The sequence below is a fragment of the Paenibacillus sp. FSL R7-0272 genome, from assembly GCF_037969905.1.
Classification (GTDB): domain Bacteria; phylum Bacillota; class Bacilli; order Paenibacillales; family Paenibacillaceae; genus Paenibacillus; species Paenibacillus polysaccharolyticus.
On the sequence record NZ_CP150221.1, the window covers coordinates 1,816,860 to 1,833,179 of the forward strand.

A 16,320-nucleotide genomic window follows, 5' to 3' on the forward strand; every position below is an offset into this window, starting at 1 on the left:
GGAATTATGATTTCGAGCATAATACGGACGATGAAATAGATGCGTTTCAATTTTTACAAGAACAGAGGAATCTGTATGGTTTCGCCCGAATGTTACTTTAGGATCAAGATTCCAGATAGGAGGATGTCTATGAGTATGGAGTGGTACGATATGATTGCACGACGTAATGGTGGATACAGAGCTCGGGCACAGTACATATGGGAGGGGAAGTCCGCAGAAGAAATGTTCGAAGAGCGGCTGATCCAGTTACTGCCTGCGTATACATCGGTCCTTGATGCAGGCTGTGGACACGGTGACTTTACTCTTAAAATGGCGGCACATGCTACTCATATAACAGGGTTCGATAACTCGGAAGAGATGATTAAAATAGCGCAGGAGAGTTTGGAGTCCAGTGTCATTCAGAATGTGGATTTTATCTGTGCTACAACAAAGGAAGAACTGCCTTTTCAGGATGAACAGTTCGGCTTGATTTATAATCGTAGGGGTCCCACATCCATTATTGAATACGGAAGGCTTCTCCCTCAGGGAGGCCTGCTGTTTGGAATACATACCGATATAACAAAGGTGCGTGAACGGTTGGAACGTAACCTTTACGAGCAGATTGAGATCGAAGAATATCATGAGGCACTTATGGTTTTTCCTGACGAACACGAGTTTGCTCTCTTCCTTGCAGACGTTCCGGGTAACCCGGATTACACAAGCTCTGAGTTTCGTGAACAATTGCAAACCAAGTTAAAGGAACATACAATTGATGGGAAAATAGCCGTTCGAGAGCATAAATATATATGGAAGGCTGTAAAAGCGTAAGGATTCGGGGAGGGGATGAAATGAATATCGTATATCAAGTGGGGAAATTGACAGTTCGCCTGCTACAGACGGAGGATGAGCAGTTGCTAGTCAAATGGCTGTCTGACCCGGAGGTTCTACAGTATTACGAAGGCCGGGATCAGCCGCATGATCTGGAGCTTGTGAGAGCACATTTTTACAATCAGGATGATGAGGCTGCCCGTTGTATTGTAGAGTATGACGGGAGGGCAATCGGATACATTCAGTTCTATGAGTTGGAGACAGAGGAACGTGTGGAATATGGTTATGCTGACAATAGTGAGATCATCTATGGGACCGATCAGTTTATCGGTGAAACGGATTGCTGGAACAGGGGTATCGGCTCACAACTGGTGAAGTCTATGACAGCGTATTTGATTCAGGAGAAACATGCCCGGAGAGTGGTTATGGACCCGCAAGCGTGGAACGAACGTGCGTTATCTTGTTACGAGAAGTGTGGTTTTAAAAGGGTTAAACAATTGCCACAGCATGAACTGCATGAAGGACAGATGAGAGATTGCTGGTTGATGGAGTACACTCTATAAAATAGCCCGGTGAGTCGTGTCATGTTCATATGCAGTAAACAAATCTACAGGGATCATGGGGGAAATAAGATGGACTTTAGATATCCAATCGGGCAGTTCACACATGAAGGTGAGATAACGCTGGCTCATAGGCAACAATGGATTCAAGATGTTGCAGACCTGCCTAAGCGTGCGAGAGAAGCGGTAGAAGGATTGAATGAAGAACAGCTAAGTCTGCCATATCGGGACGGAGGCTGGATGCTGAAACAGGTTATTCACCACATGGCAGACAGTCATATGAACAGTGTGATTCGCTTCAAGCTCGCTTTGACAGAAGATACGCCTTCGATTCGCCCGTATTTTGAGGAACGCTGGGCCGAACTGAGCGATTCCAAGGATCTGGGTGTGGAGGTTTCACTGCATCTTCTGGATGCACTGCATCGCCGCTGGTCGGCATTGCTATACGCGCTAACGGACGAAGACTATGCCAAAGCGTTCTATCATCCTGCATCCAAAGAAACGATGAGACTGGATCATTGTCTAGGATTGTATGCATGGCATGGCAAACATCATGTTGCCCAGATTACTTCGCTTCGAGATCGACTGGGAATATAGATAAGAAATTACAGCAAACTTTCCTCGCCGTATAGGGGCATGAAACGTCAATTCAGCTGCTCTAAAATGTTTATCTTAAAATAGGACATGCATGTTATACTCAATTGGAATCTGAGGCAATCTAAGATTGAAGGAATACCGAGATAACTTGATTAGAGGAGTGGTTGGCACATGTTTAGCAAATTAGGCCAAGTTATGCTGTACGTCAATAACCAGGATGAATCTCTGGCTTTTTGGACGGAAGTAGCCGGGTTCCATATCGTGGATGAGGTTATTCTTGATGAAGGTATGCGGTGGATTGAGATCGCTCCTGCGAAAGATTCACAGACCAGCATCATTTTGCATGATAAAGAGGTCGTGGCACGTATGTCAGCCGGGGTGAATCTGGGCACACCTTCGTTGATGTTTTTCACCGATGACCTTGATCGGTTATATGCGGATTTGTCTGCTAAACATGTAACGGTTGGAGAGATTGTAGAGATGCCGACAGGGCGTGTCTTTAATTTTGCAGATAATGAGAAAAATTACTTTGCCGTGATGGAGCGCAAGGGATAAAATTAAACGTATATAGCTGTATAGTAGTAATCTTATAGCTGGAATTTCAAGCGGATGACATGTAATGTCGTTCGCTTTTTTTGTGGAAAAAACAATACATATTCTACTAAATTTACACATGAGAAATAGAGAAAATAATGGTTAAAAATGTTATAATAAAATGTAGTGAATTGGTTTGGAATTCATGTAAAAATGCTAGTAAAACAGTAGGGTAAACGAGGTGGAGAAGTACCTATTTTACGAGGTGAAACAGGAGGAATTGAGACTTGGAGAAAACGATAAAAAGTGTGCAGGATCTCTATGATATGCTCGATGCGGATTTCAGATCGGCCAAGCAATTTTGGGAGCCGTTCTATGAGAATCGGGACAGACCCATTCCGTTTTTTCCAAACAAACCAGACGAGAATCTGGTTGCTGATGTAGAAGCTGGACGGTTAAGAGGGGGCAGAGCACTGGAGCTGGGATGTGGCCCCGGCCGGAATGCATTGTATTTAGCGGGACACGGTTATCAGGTTGATGCCTATGATCTGTCAGAGACTGCGATTGCTTGGGCCAAGGAACGGGCAGCGGAAGAACAGCTGGATGTTCATTTTGAATGTCGTTCGGTGTTCGAACTGGCGCCAGAACAGCAATATGATCTAGTCTACGATTCGGGCTGTCTGCACCATCTGCTACCGCATCAGCGTATTCCTTACATTGAGATGATTCATCGTGCGCTGAAGCCCGGAGGGCTGTTCGGCATGACCTGTTTTGCACCAGGATTCGGCGATCAAGGCGGCCCGGAGCATGTGATGGACGATTGGGAAGTTTACCGCGAGAAGTCAATGCGGGGCGGACTTGCTTTTACGGAGGAGAAGCTTCGGTATTTACTGGAGGACCCGTTTGAGTGTGTGGAACTGCGTCCAATGAAAGTGATGGGGCAGGAAGATCCGTATTTTGGTTTGCCTATTTTGTGGGTGACCATGTGGAGAAAACCGGAAGTACAGGATGAACAAGTTTAGAGATGAAATACATATCAATCCTGCGGCATTAGAACAGATATGAGAATTGAAAGGTGAGGAGCATATTGGGTAACAGAACCTTAATTATTACAGGTACATCCAAAGGCATTGGTAGACAGCTTGCAGAACTTTGTTTGGAAAAGGGAGACTCCGTCTACGGCATAGCACGCGGAGCATCCGACTTGGGCAATATCTACGAAAGGTACACTCATGTCCAGTTCGACCTTACAGACATTCAGGGCATCGACGATGTAATCTCGGGCATATTGGAGCAGATTCCGCTTCTTTCTGTGGAATATATCGGACTTATCAATAATGCGGCCATGCTTGAACCGTTGAAACCCATAGATCAGTGTCTTGCGGACGAGATTAGCGTTCATCTGAATATTAGCTTGGCCGCACCGATGATTCTTACGTCATCTTTTATTCACCATACCAACCATATAACGGCTCGACGGAAAATTATTAATGTGAGTTCCGCTTCGGGCAGTTATCCTGCTCCTTCGATGGCTGCCTATTGTACATCAAAGGCAGGAATCAACATGTTTACACAGTGTGTTGCGATGGAGCAAGTCTCACAGTCTAATCCGGTGGAGATTGTCGCCTTTGATCCAGGCATGGTGGATACGGAATTGCAGGCTGTGGCGAGAGGAAAAAGTACAGAGGAATTTGCACTGTCTGGCGCATTTCGAGATGCTTATGAGACAGGGCAATTGAAAACCCCACGTGATGTGGCATTGGAAATCCTGAAGTTACTGGAGGGGGCGAAGGAGCAGTGAATCTGGCAAACGGGGTCACTCTGGCAAGAATCGCATTGATTCCGCTGTTTATGCTATGCTTTCTCGTTCAGCAGGAGCCGGGTTTGATGGTTGCGGTAATTATTTTTGCACTAGCCGCTTGTACAGATAAACTGGATGGGTATATTGCCAGAAAGTACAATCAGGTAACCAGGTTGGGTAAGTTGCTCGATCCTCTTGCAGACAAGCTTCTCATTTCAGTGGCACTTATTATGATGGTTCAGGTGAATATGATTAGCTCGTGGGTTGCAGTTGTTATTATTGCACGTGAAATTGTAATCACAGCCTTGCGTATGGTAGCTGCAGAACAGGGAATCACACTTGCTGCTGATCGATATGGAAAAATAAAAATGGTTCTTCAAGTCGTTGCAATCCTTACCGTTTTACTTCATCATGTGATATTTAGTACTTTTACAGATTTGAGAATAGATATGATTTTGATATGGATTGCGACAGGTGTTACGCTATTATCCGGTTTGAATTATATCATCGTCAATTTGAAGTTGCTGAGATAAAAAGATAAATAATCGTCTCATTTGCCCTGTACTGTCTGTGCAGGGTTATTTGCCTTTGGTTTTTGTATAAAATGGTGTGCGGCATCGACGTTGTTCCCTGTATACTTAGAATGTCTAAATGTACATACAACGATTTCTATAATGTGCACCCCAGTGCGGGTTCAGGAGGATTACATGCAGCAAGAACAAACAGCTGGTTTCCATGGCGACTGGCTTCAATTTATGATTTTGGCGAACAAACTGGAATTACCCCCTCTACCAGCGGATACCATGGATCGTCCAAGGCTCAGTTCGCAATACGATGAAGTTATGCAATCCAAGATGACGTTGTTGACTGCTCCGGCCGGTTCGGGAAAATCAACACTATTGGGGAGTTGGCTGAGAAGTGCCGCAGGGCAAGCGGCTTGTGTCTGTCTGGATGAAAAGGATCAAGATCCATTTCAGTTTTGGCTGTACATTATTCATGCGTTGGACCGCGTGAGACAGGGGTTATGTGGGGAGGTCCTGCCTGATTTCTTGCAGCGCTATCCAGTCGAGCCGAGAAAAGCACTAATTTTGCTGTTAAATCGTGTTGCCCAGATTGATCAGCCTACGATGCTTATTTTGGATGATTACCATGTTATAACGCAGCCGGAGATTCATTCGCAGATGCAGGAATTTATTGAAAACCTTCCTTCGTCTATCCATCTGGTCATATCGAGTCGGACGTATCCTCCGTTTAAGCTGGAGAAGCTACGGCTGAGAGGGGAATTGAAGCAGCTTACCCTTCAGGAACTTGCGTTTACAGCGGAAGAAGGCATTGACTTTTGCCAGAACGTTATGCGTATCGAGCATGCCAGCGAGAATGCACTTGGGTGGGTACAGCACACAGAGGGTTGGGCAGCCGGGTTAAAGCTACTTGCTTTATCTCACACATTAGGTGCAGGCACGGTGAAAAGTTCAATGGTAAACATGACTTCATTCCCACCTCGTACAAAGGATCAAGAAGCAGGAAACAGAAACATCTCGGATTATTTGTTAGAAGAGGTATTCCAGCGTCAGTCACCAGAAATGCAGCGCTTTTTGCTTCGAACTGCAATAACAAGAAGAATGAACAGCCGTTTAGGTCAGGTGTTAAGTGGTTTGCATGAAGCTCCACAGTTGTTAAGGCAGCTGGAGAAAGAACATCTTTTCCTTATCCCTCTGGATCGGGAAGGAGAATGGTACCGTTATCATCATTTATTCTCGGCATTTCTGAGGCGTGAGTTGAGACGGAATCACGCCGAGTTGGCCAACGAATTACATGGTTTTGCCGCACTTTGGTATGAACAGAACGGATATCCATCTGAAGCGCTGGATCATTATATTCTTGGGCTACATTTGGAAGATGCCGCAAGATTGCTAGAAGAATTGTTCGCCCATTTTATCATGGGAGAGTGGTGGACACTTCGTAAATATTTTGATGTTTTGCCGCTGGAAATAGTGAAAGCTCGTCCTAAGTTATATATGTCTTATTTGTTTCTTGTTGCACGTGAAATGCCTTATGGGGAGATGGTGAAGCAACTGGATGAGCTCGAGCATGTCATCCGCGTGCATCTCCAAGGGCAGGTTGCGCCAGAAATTATTGAATATTTGTTGCAAGTGATCTGTGTCATGAGAGCTTATATGGCGTATCTTAACCGTGATTTAGAAGGACTTTCTTCTTATCTCGTATCTTACATTGATCAGGGCTACCCTGATGATATTGCGTTTCAGTATATGGACTACGATCGAAGAGAGAGCATGCGTATGCGAAGTTTTCACGGCGTTCATGGTTACTTGAGGAGAGCGGAAGCTTGTTTTGGAGCCATCACAAAGCGTTGGTATGATGAACCTGCCTATGTAACGTCCTACTACGGAGCAGGATATGGTGAGGTTTTGATGGAACAGGACCAGTTATCCGAAGCCGTGAAGTATGCGGAACGAGCTCTTGAAGTGGCCTTGCAGATCAAAGTGGCGGCGATACTTGTTCCTGCATATGTACTGAAAGCTAGGCTTGAATTACATTCAGGTAGAGCTGAGGAAGGTATAAAGCTGTTGCAGCAGGCTGAGAGTCTGCTGTCTGAGAAGGATAGAGAGTACTGGAAATCTGTATTAGAAGCACATCGCAATCGAATAGGGCTTGAGCAGAGCCCTGTGGACACGGCTACCCACATTCTCGCTAATCCGGTAGACGAACAACAAATGCTCGTTGAAATGAGCTGTGACCAACTATTTCAATGGATGGTTCGATTACGTGCTGCCGTGGCTCTTGAACATTATGATTACGCACAAGAGGAACTGCAACGAGTTCGAGAACATGCTGAAAAACGCGATCTGTTGACGGAACAGATTGAATGTGCTCTGTTAGAGTCCGTAATACTACAGAAGCAGGGGGACTCAGGTGCTGGTATTGTAGCCTTATCGCGTGCTCTTGTTTTGGGAGAACCTGAAGGATATATCCGTTCATTTGTTTCCGAAGGCGAGCCGGTAAAATGGCTACTTCAACAGTATTTGGTGCTTCGCCGTAAGAAGGCCATCTCGGATGATGGAGTGAAATTAGCTTATGTGAAGCAATTACTCTCTGCTTTTGTCCAAAACCAAAAGGTACGGGGCCGTTCAGCACCAGATGAAGCAAAGCATGAACAGAAAGAAGTGGGACTGAGTCCCATGGAGCAGAAGATATTTGGTCATATTGCAGAAGGGTTAACCAGCAAGCAGATTGCTGCCGAATTTGGGATATCACCTGGAACCGTAAATACTCACATTCGCCGTGTGTTCGCCAAACTCGGAGCAAGCAGTCGTACGCATGCGGTACAAATTGCTGAACAGCGGGGCTTATTATAAGTTATGAAACAATGTCTACTTTTTTGTAGACTGTTTGGATGATGTCGTCTCTCCTACAATGAATCTAACGAAATAACGCTGTGAATTTCCGGTGTCAATAGCGATAAGATTCCGTAGGAGGTTGTGTTAAGAAATGTCTAATCATCATTCCAATTACAAAGGTTACTCTAAACAGCGTCGGAATAAAGTTGTGCCATATATAGCCGCTGTGTTTTCGTTCACTCTCTTTGTTGCTCCGGGAGCAGTAGGTGCCGCGGAGGATGGAACAAGTATCCAGGACTTGCAGCTTGCTGCCCCGTGGGCCCAGCAAGCTATTGAAAAAGCTACCCAGCAACAATGGATTATTCCAGACGGAACAGGTCGTTTCAACCCAGATGCACCTATGACAAGAGGGGAACTTGCACATATGTTAGCTCAGCTTCTGGAGATCAAGGTCTCGTCTTCAGACCAACGACCGAAACAGTTATTTAAAGACTTAGAGCGTGCAAGTTCGGGCGAATCTTATATCTATGCTCTTAACTTAACTGGGATTATGAATGGATATCCCGATGGTACATTCCGGCCGAATGGTGTAGTGACGAGAGAACAGCTCGCTGTTACGATGATTCGGGCACTGAAGGTGAAAGGGTATGATGGGCTATCTGATGGTCAACAATCGTTATCATTTAAGGATAGTAAGGATATTAGCGTCTGGGCTTTGCCCGGTGTGCAACAGGCCGTTGGATTAGGTCTTCTCAAGGGGGAAAATGGATATTTTGCACCCAAACGTTCCACGTCCAGACAAGAGATGGCTGTCATTGCAGTGCGGGCAACAGACACGATTCGAGTATTGAGGGAATCAGGTTCAGAACAAGATGGTTCTAATTCGCAGGCTCCAAAAGATAATCCAGGCAAGGTAACGGAGACACAAGGTACAATTACAGGAACAGTAGGTACTGCGAATGGTACAGGTACAGGGAACAACAACAACAATAATACTGGAACAACGTCCGGCGGAACAACAGGTGGAGGAAGCGGAGGATCGGTTAGTCCGTCTGTACCTTCAACCCCTTCCAATCCAGCAAATCCATCTAATCCAGGAACCAGCAATCGTGCTCCAATCGTTGCCTCAGGAGGTTTGCCTGCTCAGGAATTGACGTTGGATCACGCTTCTAAGGACTTGCAGGCCTCTTCTTATTTCAGCGATCCAGAGGGTGGACCATTGAAGTTCGCTGTCTTGTCGGGAGAGGAGAACATGGTATCTTCTACTGTGACTGACTCGGTAATTCGCCTTGCACCACGAGCTGCTGGTCAGACGATGCTGACCATTCAAGCTACTGATGAACAAGGTGCCAGTGTAACGGCACAACTCCAGGTTACCGTGCAAGTGAATACGATTAGCCGCCAATTCCCTGACGAGCAATTGGCTGGAGCTATGGCATTTTGGCTACAGAAGGGGCTAGATGATCCGCTGACCAAAGCAGAATTAGCTACGGCACTTGTCCAGACTCAAGGAGGATTGTATGCAAGAGATGCTGGCATTTCCGATCTTACCGGTGTCGATATATTTAATGGATTAAATGTCGTAGAAATTGATTTATCTGGAAATAACATAAGCAAAGCGGATGCCTCTGAATTTGAACAATTAGAGTGGCTTGATCTGTCGAACAACCGTCTGAGTGAAATCAATGTCACAGGACTTGAGAATTTGCAGTATCTAAATCTAGGAAATAATGAACTCACTGCACTGGACGTGACAGGGCTGACTTACTTGCAAACATTGTTTATGCAAAACAATCAGCTTGTTCATATTCCAGGGGGGCTGGTAGATTCACCGAATTTGGAATATGTAAGATTAGATTTCAATCAGATAAACCTCAGAGAAGAACCGGATTTCACAACGTACCATGCACTACTAAAAAAGCAAATCTTATATACCTTTGATGGTACTCCGCCTGAAATGATCGAGGCACCGGCAGGAAATACGGCTTATGTAGGTGGAGATGAAATCGAGATAGACTTGTCCTACATGTTTAGAGATGAGGATGATGACAGTTCGACCCTTAAGTTAGAAGCGACGTTTTCTGATAATCAATTAGCAACTGTTCGAATGGTTGGACAAAACTTATACGTGAAAGCATTAGGAACAAGTAATACGCCTATACGAATTGGGATAATGGCTACAGATCCGTTGGGGATGACGGGTTGGGGGTATGTAGATGTTTATCTGACCGAAGCCCAGTAGCTAGTAGCTTAGTCAGAATTGAATGGAACGATAACAAACGCACTTTCCTATGAGGGAGGTGCGTTGTTTCCATTTTGTGTAATTTAGTATAAGATGAGTGAGATAACGTTAAGCGATAATATGAAATACATAGACAGTAGATTGCGAATTTTAATTGACGTAGAACCGAGAGGGAGAGCAAATATGCCAAATACCAACATTACGCCAAGTACCGAAGAAGATTCAGCCTATGTCCGCCAGCAACTGGTCGCTTACAATGCGGCACATGTGAGCGAGGATTTAAGGAACAGATACGAGGAGCTTCATTTTCATATTCGAAACGAGGCAGGGCAGATTGTAGCAGGGGTACTGAGCACCTTATGCTGGAACTGGGTCGAGCTAGATATCTTATGGGTTGATGCCAAAGAGAGGCACAAAGGGTATGGAACGAAACTGCTACAGGAGGTAGAGCGTTTGGCCCGGGAGAAGGGGTGTGATTTCATTATGCTGAACACCTTCTCATATCAGGCTCCTGAATTTTACCTAAAACATGGGTATGAGCTGATGACGATGATCGAGAATGCACCTACGGGACACCAACAATACTATTTCAAGAAGGATCTCATCAGATCAGAAGGAGCAGAGGCATCACGATGATTACAATTAAACAGATTGAACCGCAGGATTTGCCTGCGTTAAACCAGCTGTACCATGAATTGATGGGTACACCTCCCAATGAACAGCAGATGAATGCACAGCAAATGCAAAAGACGTTTCAACAAATGAAGAAACAGAGTCATTACTATGTGCTTGGAGCCTACGATCAGGATAAACTTGTGGGATCGGTTATGGGGGTTGAATGCATGGATCTGATGGGTACTTGCGAGCCATTTATGGTCGTCGAAAATGTCATTGTCTCCGAACGGGTTCGCAGGCAGGGTGTTGGACAGAAGCTCATGCTTAAGATCGAACATATTGCCAAAGATTTGGGATGTGCGTACATCATTCTGGTGTCTGGAGATCAGCGCAAGGAAGCCCATCGATTTTACGAGAAACTGGGCTTTAGAGACGAGAAGGTTCAGGGATACCGAAAACATTTATAAACGGCAGTATTCTTTCTATACACTGTAAAAAAAGGGAGTGAGCCCCTAGCGGACGCTCTCTTTTTTAGTGAGCGAACGGAAAAGGGGAGCCTTTTTTACAGCAGTATAGCGTATCCTACACCTATACTTTAGTAGCATATCGAGAAGGATAGATTTTTGTTAAACTTTAGGAAAAAGAATACATAGGAGGTTACCGAATATGCGTATCGTGGATAACATCAAAGTCTGGGGGGAACCGCTGGAGAATGCCGTCAGTCAGGCGGTGACTTGTTCGAAATATGGAGATGTGCTGGGCGTGGCCTTAATGGCTGATCATCACAAGGGATATTCGCAGCCGATTGGCGGAGTGGTTGCTTACCGCAATATGATCAGTCCGTCAGGAGTGGGGTACGATATTGCCTGCGGCAACAAAGCTGTGCGCACGAACCTGATGTGGGACGATATTCGTGACCGGATTGCGGTCATTATGGATGATATTAATGCAACGATCTCATTCGGCGTAGGCCGGAACAACCCAACCCCGGTGGAGCATGAGCTGTTCGACGATCCGAACTGGAAGCTTTTTGATACCATCGAAAGCGGATTGCAACAGAAGTTGAAGACACTCGCACGGAATCAACTCGGAACCGTCGGTAGCGGCAATCATTTTGTCGATATTTTTGTGGAAGAGCAGACGGGCAAGGTATGGATTGCCAATCATTTTGGCAGCCGTGGCTTTGGGCATAAAGTAGCGAGTGGGTTCCTGAATCTGGCGGCCGGACGAGAGTTCAGTGGCAAAGCACCGGGTGAATCGATGGATCAGCCGCCGACCCTGTTTGACTTGAACAGTGAAATGGGTGATATGTATTGGGCGGGTATGACACTGGCGGGTCGTTATGCCTATGCCGGAAGGGATTACGTGATTGAGCAGGTGCTTGATATCCTTGGAGCGAGTGCTGAATATGCCGTACATAATCATCATAACTTTGCGTGGAAAGAGCAGCATATGGGCGAGGAAGTCGTCGTTGTTCGTAAAGGAGCGACACCGCTGGCACCGGGCCAGCTTGGCTTTGTCGGCGGGAGTATGGGGGATATTTCGGTCATTGTAGAAGGCATTCATAGTGAGGAGAATACGGAGTCTTTCCGCAGTACGGTTCACGGGGCAGGACGAATCATGAGTCGTACGCAGGCGGCAGGCAAAATGAATTACAAACTTCGCACGCGTATGGGCGGCGAAATTAGTGAAGAACAGATGCAAGCCGCCATTCGAGCATATGGTGTGGAGCTCCGTGGAGCTGGCACGGATGAGAGCCCGTTTGTCTACAAAAAATTGCAAGACGTGCTGAATGCGCATGCCAATACGCTCAAAATCAATCATGTACTGTGCCCGGTAGGCGTAGCGATGGCGGGTGGCAATGAGTTCGACCCCTACAAGGATTAATCGAAGATCAACCTGGGGCACGTATTATTTTTTTAAAAAAACTATATAAGTTGAACTATTTTTTACACATTAACGGAGAAGAAAGAAAAAACCTGAAGAAACGTAGCGGTCGCCTTTATCACCGGGTTTTCCCCTTTGTAAAAGGGAATCACAAAAATCTGGGGATAACAGCTACTCTCCAGGTTGTTCTGTCTTTGGAGTGGCCTGTGTAAAATCTTTAATCTAACTTAACAAGAATTCAGACACAAGAAGGAGGGCGAACACCCCATGAGAAACTGTGCGATATACAGCTCCCAGTTTGACCTGGATCAGTTGTATGAAATGATCCAATCCATCTATCCTGATGCTGCCATCCAGCGAAGAGAAGACCATACGCACATACAGGTGATTCAGAAGAAATGGTTTAGCAAAAAAACAAAGGGCTTCAACATCATGACCAGCCAGACGCATCCCGAGGAGTTCGGCACGATGATTCAAGGTATGCTTGGGTTTATGAGTCAGATCGAAGGGCGTAATGCTGCGCTTCAGGAAAAGGTACTGATTAAATGCTCCACCCTGAACATGGTGATCGGCATCGAGACAGAGGAAGATATCTCGGAAGAGTTCTTTAACGAGTTATTACAACTGGCTGAAGCGCTGGATGCCGTCATTTTCTGGGGAGGTGGCTCCCTACTGAATGCTCAGGGTCAGGTGCTTCTGGATGTAAACGGAGAATCCGAAGTAGAGGATTACACGGTAACCGCACACACGAGTTATCTGGATGACACTCGTCCAACCTCAGCGGATGCTGTGGAGCGCAAGGCGCGTTCAGAGCAGCGATTAGCGGCGCAAGGTGTTCCGTATAATGCCAATCTGCCAGCAAGGGCAGGTGAGCAGGATACAACGATTCGAACGAAGGAAGAGGTTGCGCAGCGTGCTGTAGCTCTTTGTATAGCCGCCCTAAAAGGTGAGTGCCTTGGAGCGGGTGAAAGTGACGATGACACGGCAGCGCTTGTGCAGGAAGTCATCGACAAGTATGATGCATCCGCCTTCTTTTCTCCGGATGAAAAGTCTTTTCTGGATCAGCATGGAGCACAGCAGCAAGAGGTCATTCGCTTCTCTTGGGGATATGAGGCATACCATGTCATGCTATGGGCACTAGGGTACGTGGAAGAATTGAGTGCACCTACTGAGCTTTGCAACGTAAGTAAGGACGTTGGTTATCTACAGCAAAAGGACAGCTACGCAGAGTTCCTGTCGGATGCCACTCTTCGCAGCAAAGATGAAATTTTGGACGAGGCCGACTTGATTTATCGGTACAATTGGGTCTGTGTAAACAGCAGAATTAAAGAGGAGTTACCACCTGCAGGTTTAAATTCCGGTGTAGCTTATGAACGGCATCGTGCACTTAACTGGCTGATCTGTTATCTCGATCAAGCGTGGGATGAGGTACGGACGGATACGTAAATGAAATCAAATTGAAAAGAGCCATCGACTAGATTTTTTAATCTGATCGGTGGCTCTTAACTATGTGCTATTCGATAGATGAGGTTACTGAGGGAGAGACCATGGCTTGAATTGCAGGATACATGTTCTCGCTGCTCGTAAATAAAATGTAGGATTGATGAGTGGTTCGGATCAGAATCCGCTCGGTTGAACGAGCATAACCGATTCGGACAGCTGAAGGCTCACTTCCTCCATAGGTGTTATCTAAAGTTACAGATGTGATTTGAGAAATGGGGATTTCAATCTTGGAAAACTGCCAGCGAATGACGAGTTGATCATCTACTTGCTTTACGTTTACGTCAAACATAGGATGACCTCCTTTTTTGTACAATAAAATGATTGGACTAATAGAGTAATGAAACAGTCTTGCGTATACGATAGTTCCAGTTTATCATTTTTGGCTAAAAATTCCTAATTAATAAAGATGAAGTAACTAAAAATTTCAACATAAGATATGATGTTTGAGTAGAATCAATCCATCCAATGTTTTGTAAGGAGATGAGTTGCATGAAAAAACTTAATGGATACCATTATTTCGAGAAAAATGTAGGCCCGTTCCGTAATCTCTCAAGCCTGTCTCAGAGAGAGGCCGAAGCAGTTTCACAACAGATTCGGCAGGAAGGCCGAGTTTTTGCCGCTCAGCGGTCATCTGACTACATAACAATAAGGAGACGCCTTGAGCATATGGCATTTGAGAAGTTCATAGCTAAGGGAGGAAAGCCGGCACAAGACTATCCCCATTATCTAACGCTCGGTGTATGTCCCTGGCTAGAATCATGGTATCAGGATCCCGATCATATTATTATTCCATGGGAGGAATTACCCGCAGAAGTTGTGAGCTTCACCTACGGTGATCTCTTCCCAACGATGCGTTATGAAGACGATAAATCCTATCGCAAGCAGGTTTATACCAAAGACGAAATAGATGAACTGATTCAGACCTATGGTTTGCCGCAGGAGTGGAATCGAACGGGCGAACATGGGCCCGAACGATATATTGAAATTCAAGTCTGGGACAACGAGGTTATACGGGCATATCGGTAGATCTACTCATTGCTAGTTCTCATTTTCGGTTGGTCAGGGCAGGGCGTAGCTTCCTTTTGAATTAGTCAAGGGTGGAGAGCGATGGAAGCTAGCTCGTTATTTTGGTGTGGCCTGTTCCGAAGAGATTTAAGCTTATTGTAGCCTAATCTCCGCTCGGAACAGGAACCAAAGTTACATTAAACGGTGTAAGTCTGCAACCATGCTTCTACGGAAATATGTTGCAAGTATAATGATGCGCTGTCTTCCGACAGCTTTGAAGCTGGATCAAGCCGGTTTCACGCGAAGGAATAGTCCCAGCAAACCGAGAATAGCAAAAGCCAGAAAAGCGACCGTGCTTGAAAATACCTCAATGCTGTATCCCGCCATGAACGATCCCAGAAATTGACCCACGCCCAGGGCGAGAAATGCAAGACTAATGCCGATGGAGACATTTGGCTGGAACAGTCTCGTTGCCCATACAATGAAAACACTTGTGAGAAAAATGTACGTGCTGCCGAACAGGACGGCTGAAACCATACTTGATGTCATCGAAGGCAGGACAATAACGCCAAGCGAGATCGATAACAACAGAATGCCTATACGATAGGACCAACCTAACTCAATCCGTTCTATGATCCGACCTGCACTTCCGCCGAGTATGCCTGTCACGCCCATAACAATCCAGAACAAGACGGCTTCCGAATCGGAGGCCCCTTTCTCGTCCGTAAGAAAGTTTCGGGCAAAAGTCCAATAAATCGCAGAGCTTGCGCCTGTTAACATACAAGCCATGAGTAAAGCCGATCCCGGTCTGGTGGGTCTCATGCAAGACCAGATGGACTTCGTACAAGGGAGTGTTTTGGTTGCAGGAATCGCATGTCGGTTCCATAGCAACACGGTTATGCCTATGAGGGCAAACAGGATATAACTTATACGCCAGTAATCGGTGAATAGCAAGTAGAGTGGACCGGAGACGATAATACCAAAGCTGGTGCCTGTATTGATCCAGCTGTTCCCTCTGGCGTGCAGATCTGGTGCGAGTTCTGCGCTTACTGCATTCCCGAGGGCTGGAGATGCCCATCCTGTGCTGAGTCCGGCAAGAAAAACACCGGCCGCAAGCAGCCAGGTATCATGTGCCAGTCCGATGCCGATCAAGCCAAGAATAGCGCTGATTCCAGCTAGTTGAATGACGTAATGGTGCCCTTTGTGATTAATGATAAGCGGCGCAGTAAGAAGGGCAAGACAATAAGCAATATAGGTTGCCGAGTTAATGGCCCCGGATGCCGATTCGGATAATTGTAAAGCCTCGGAGATTTCTGGCATAAACAGTCCGTAACTGAAACGCCCAAAAGCATAACATACTGCGATCAGGGCAACACCAGGAAGGACTATCTTTTTCATTGAATTTCACCG

The 16,320-nt window shown here is 45.9% G+C and carries 16 protein-coding genes; 14 read left to right on the forward strand and 2 right to left on the reverse strand.

What is annotated here, in order from left to right:
• The first annotated feature begins 129 nt into the window (after positions 1-129).
• The 13 genes from MKY23_RS08155 to MKY23_RS08215 all read left to right on the forward strand — a co-directional run bounded on the left by MKY23_RS08155 (position 130) and on the right by MKY23_RS08215 (position 13,848).
• Positions 130-807 (forward strand): class I SAM-dependent methyltransferase, encoded by a 678-nt coding sequence (locus tag MKY23_RS08155; protein ID WP_339837081.1) that lies wholly within the window; start codon positions 130-132, stop codon positions 805-807.
• Positions 808-827: 20 nt separating this feature from the next.
• Positions 828-1,370 (forward strand): GNAT family N-acetyltransferase, encoded by a 543-nt coding sequence (locus tag MKY23_RS08160; protein ID WP_339837084.1) that lies wholly within the window; start codon positions 828-830, stop codon positions 1,368-1,370.
• A 69-nt stretch (positions 1,371-1,439) separates the two neighbouring features.
• On the forward strand, positions 1,440-1,964 hold the full coding sequence (locus tag MKY23_RS08165; protein ID WP_336122148.1) for a YfiT family bacillithiol transferase: 525 nt from the start codon (positions 1,440-1,442) through the stop codon (positions 1,962-1,964).
• A 171-nt stretch (positions 1,965-2,135) separates the two neighbouring features.
• Complete coding sequence (locus MKY23_RS08170; protein ID WP_336122149.1) at positions 2,136-2,519, forward strand: VOC family protein; 384 nt, start codon at positions 2,136-2,138, stop codon at positions 2,517-2,519.
• A 266-nt stretch (positions 2,520-2,785) separates the two neighbouring features.
• Positions 2,786-3,520 carry a class I SAM-dependent methyltransferase gene (locus MKY23_RS08175; protein ID WP_339837087.1) on the forward strand — a complete coding sequence of 245 codons (735 nt, stop codon included), beginning with the start codon at positions 2,786-2,788 and terminating at the stop codon, positions 3,518-3,520.
• Positions 3,521-3,585: 65 nt separating this feature from the next.
• Entirely contained in the window at positions 3,586-4,299 is a 714-nt protein-coding gene (locus MKY23_RS08180) for an SDR family NAD(P)-dependent oxidoreductase (protein ID WP_339837090.1), read from the forward strand.
• Complete coding sequence (gene pgsA / locus MKY23_RS08185) at positions 4,296-4,832, forward strand: CDP-diacylglycerol--glycerol-3-phosphate 3-phosphatidyltransferase (RefSeq protein ID WP_221786874.1); 537 nt, start codon at positions 4,296-4,298, stop codon at positions 4,830-4,832. The genes MKY23_RS08180 and pgsA overlap by 4 nt, the downstream gene beginning before the upstream one ends.
• Before the next feature lie 174 nt (positions 4,833-5,006).
• Entirely contained in the window at positions 5,007-7,676 is a 2,670-nt protein-coding gene (locus MKY23_RS08190; protein WP_339837093.1) for a LuxR C-terminal-related transcriptional regulator, read from the forward strand.
• Between the two features lie 133 nt (positions 7,677-7,809).
• Positions 7,810-9,900, forward strand: a complete 2,091-nt coding sequence (locus MKY23_RS08195; protein ID WP_339837096.1) for an S-layer homology domain-containing protein — start codon at positions 7,810-7,812, stop codon at positions 9,898-9,900.
• 183 nt (positions 9,901-10,083) lie between these two features.
• Entirely contained in the window at positions 10,084-10,536 is a 453-nt protein-coding gene (locus tag MKY23_RS08200; protein ID WP_336122153.1) for a GNAT family N-acetyltransferase, read from the forward strand.
• A complete protein-coding gene (locus MKY23_RS08205; RefSeq protein WP_251502545.1) occupies positions 10,533-10,982 on the forward strand; it encodes a GNAT family N-acetyltransferase in 450 nt (149 codons plus the stop codon). Before MKY23_RS08200 ends, MKY23_RS08205 begins: the two co-directional genes overlap by 4 nt.
• 199 nt (positions 10,983-11,181) lie before the next feature.
• Complete coding sequence (locus MKY23_RS08210) at positions 11,182-12,402, forward strand: RtcB family protein (protein ID WP_339837099.1); 1,221 nt, start codon at positions 11,182-11,184, stop codon at positions 12,400-12,402.
• Positions 12,403-12,669: 267 nt separating this feature from the next.
• A complete protein-coding gene (locus MKY23_RS08215) occupies positions 12,670-13,848 on the forward strand; it encodes a DUF4272 domain-containing protein (RefSeq protein WP_339837102.1) in 1,179 nt (392 codons plus the stop codon).
• Between the two features lie 67 nt (positions 13,849-13,915).
• On the opposite strand, the gene MKY23_RS08220 is transcribed toward MKY23_RS08215, so the two are convergent.
• Positions 13,916-14,194, reverse strand: coding sequence for a PH domain-containing protein (locus MKY23_RS08220; RefSeq protein ID WP_253495943.1), 279 nt, complete (start codon positions 14,192-14,194; stop codon positions 13,916-13,918).
• Positions 14,195-14,394: 200 nt separating this feature from the next.
• Here MKY23_RS08220 and MKY23_RS08225 point away from each other — a divergent pair, with 200 nt between their 5' ends.
• On the forward strand, positions 14,395-14,931 hold the full coding sequence (locus MKY23_RS08225) for a hypothetical protein (RefSeq protein ID WP_339837107.1): 537 nt from the start codon (positions 14,395-14,397) through the stop codon (positions 14,929-14,931).
• A gap of 264 nt (positions 14,932-15,195) precedes the next feature.
• On the opposite strand, the gene MKY23_RS08230 is transcribed toward MKY23_RS08225, so the two are convergent.
• Entirely contained in the window at positions 15,196-16,308 is a 1,113-nt protein-coding gene (locus MKY23_RS08230; protein ID WP_339837110.1) for an MFS transporter, read from the reverse strand.
• Between the last annotated feature and the right edge of the window lie 12 nt (positions 16,309-16,320).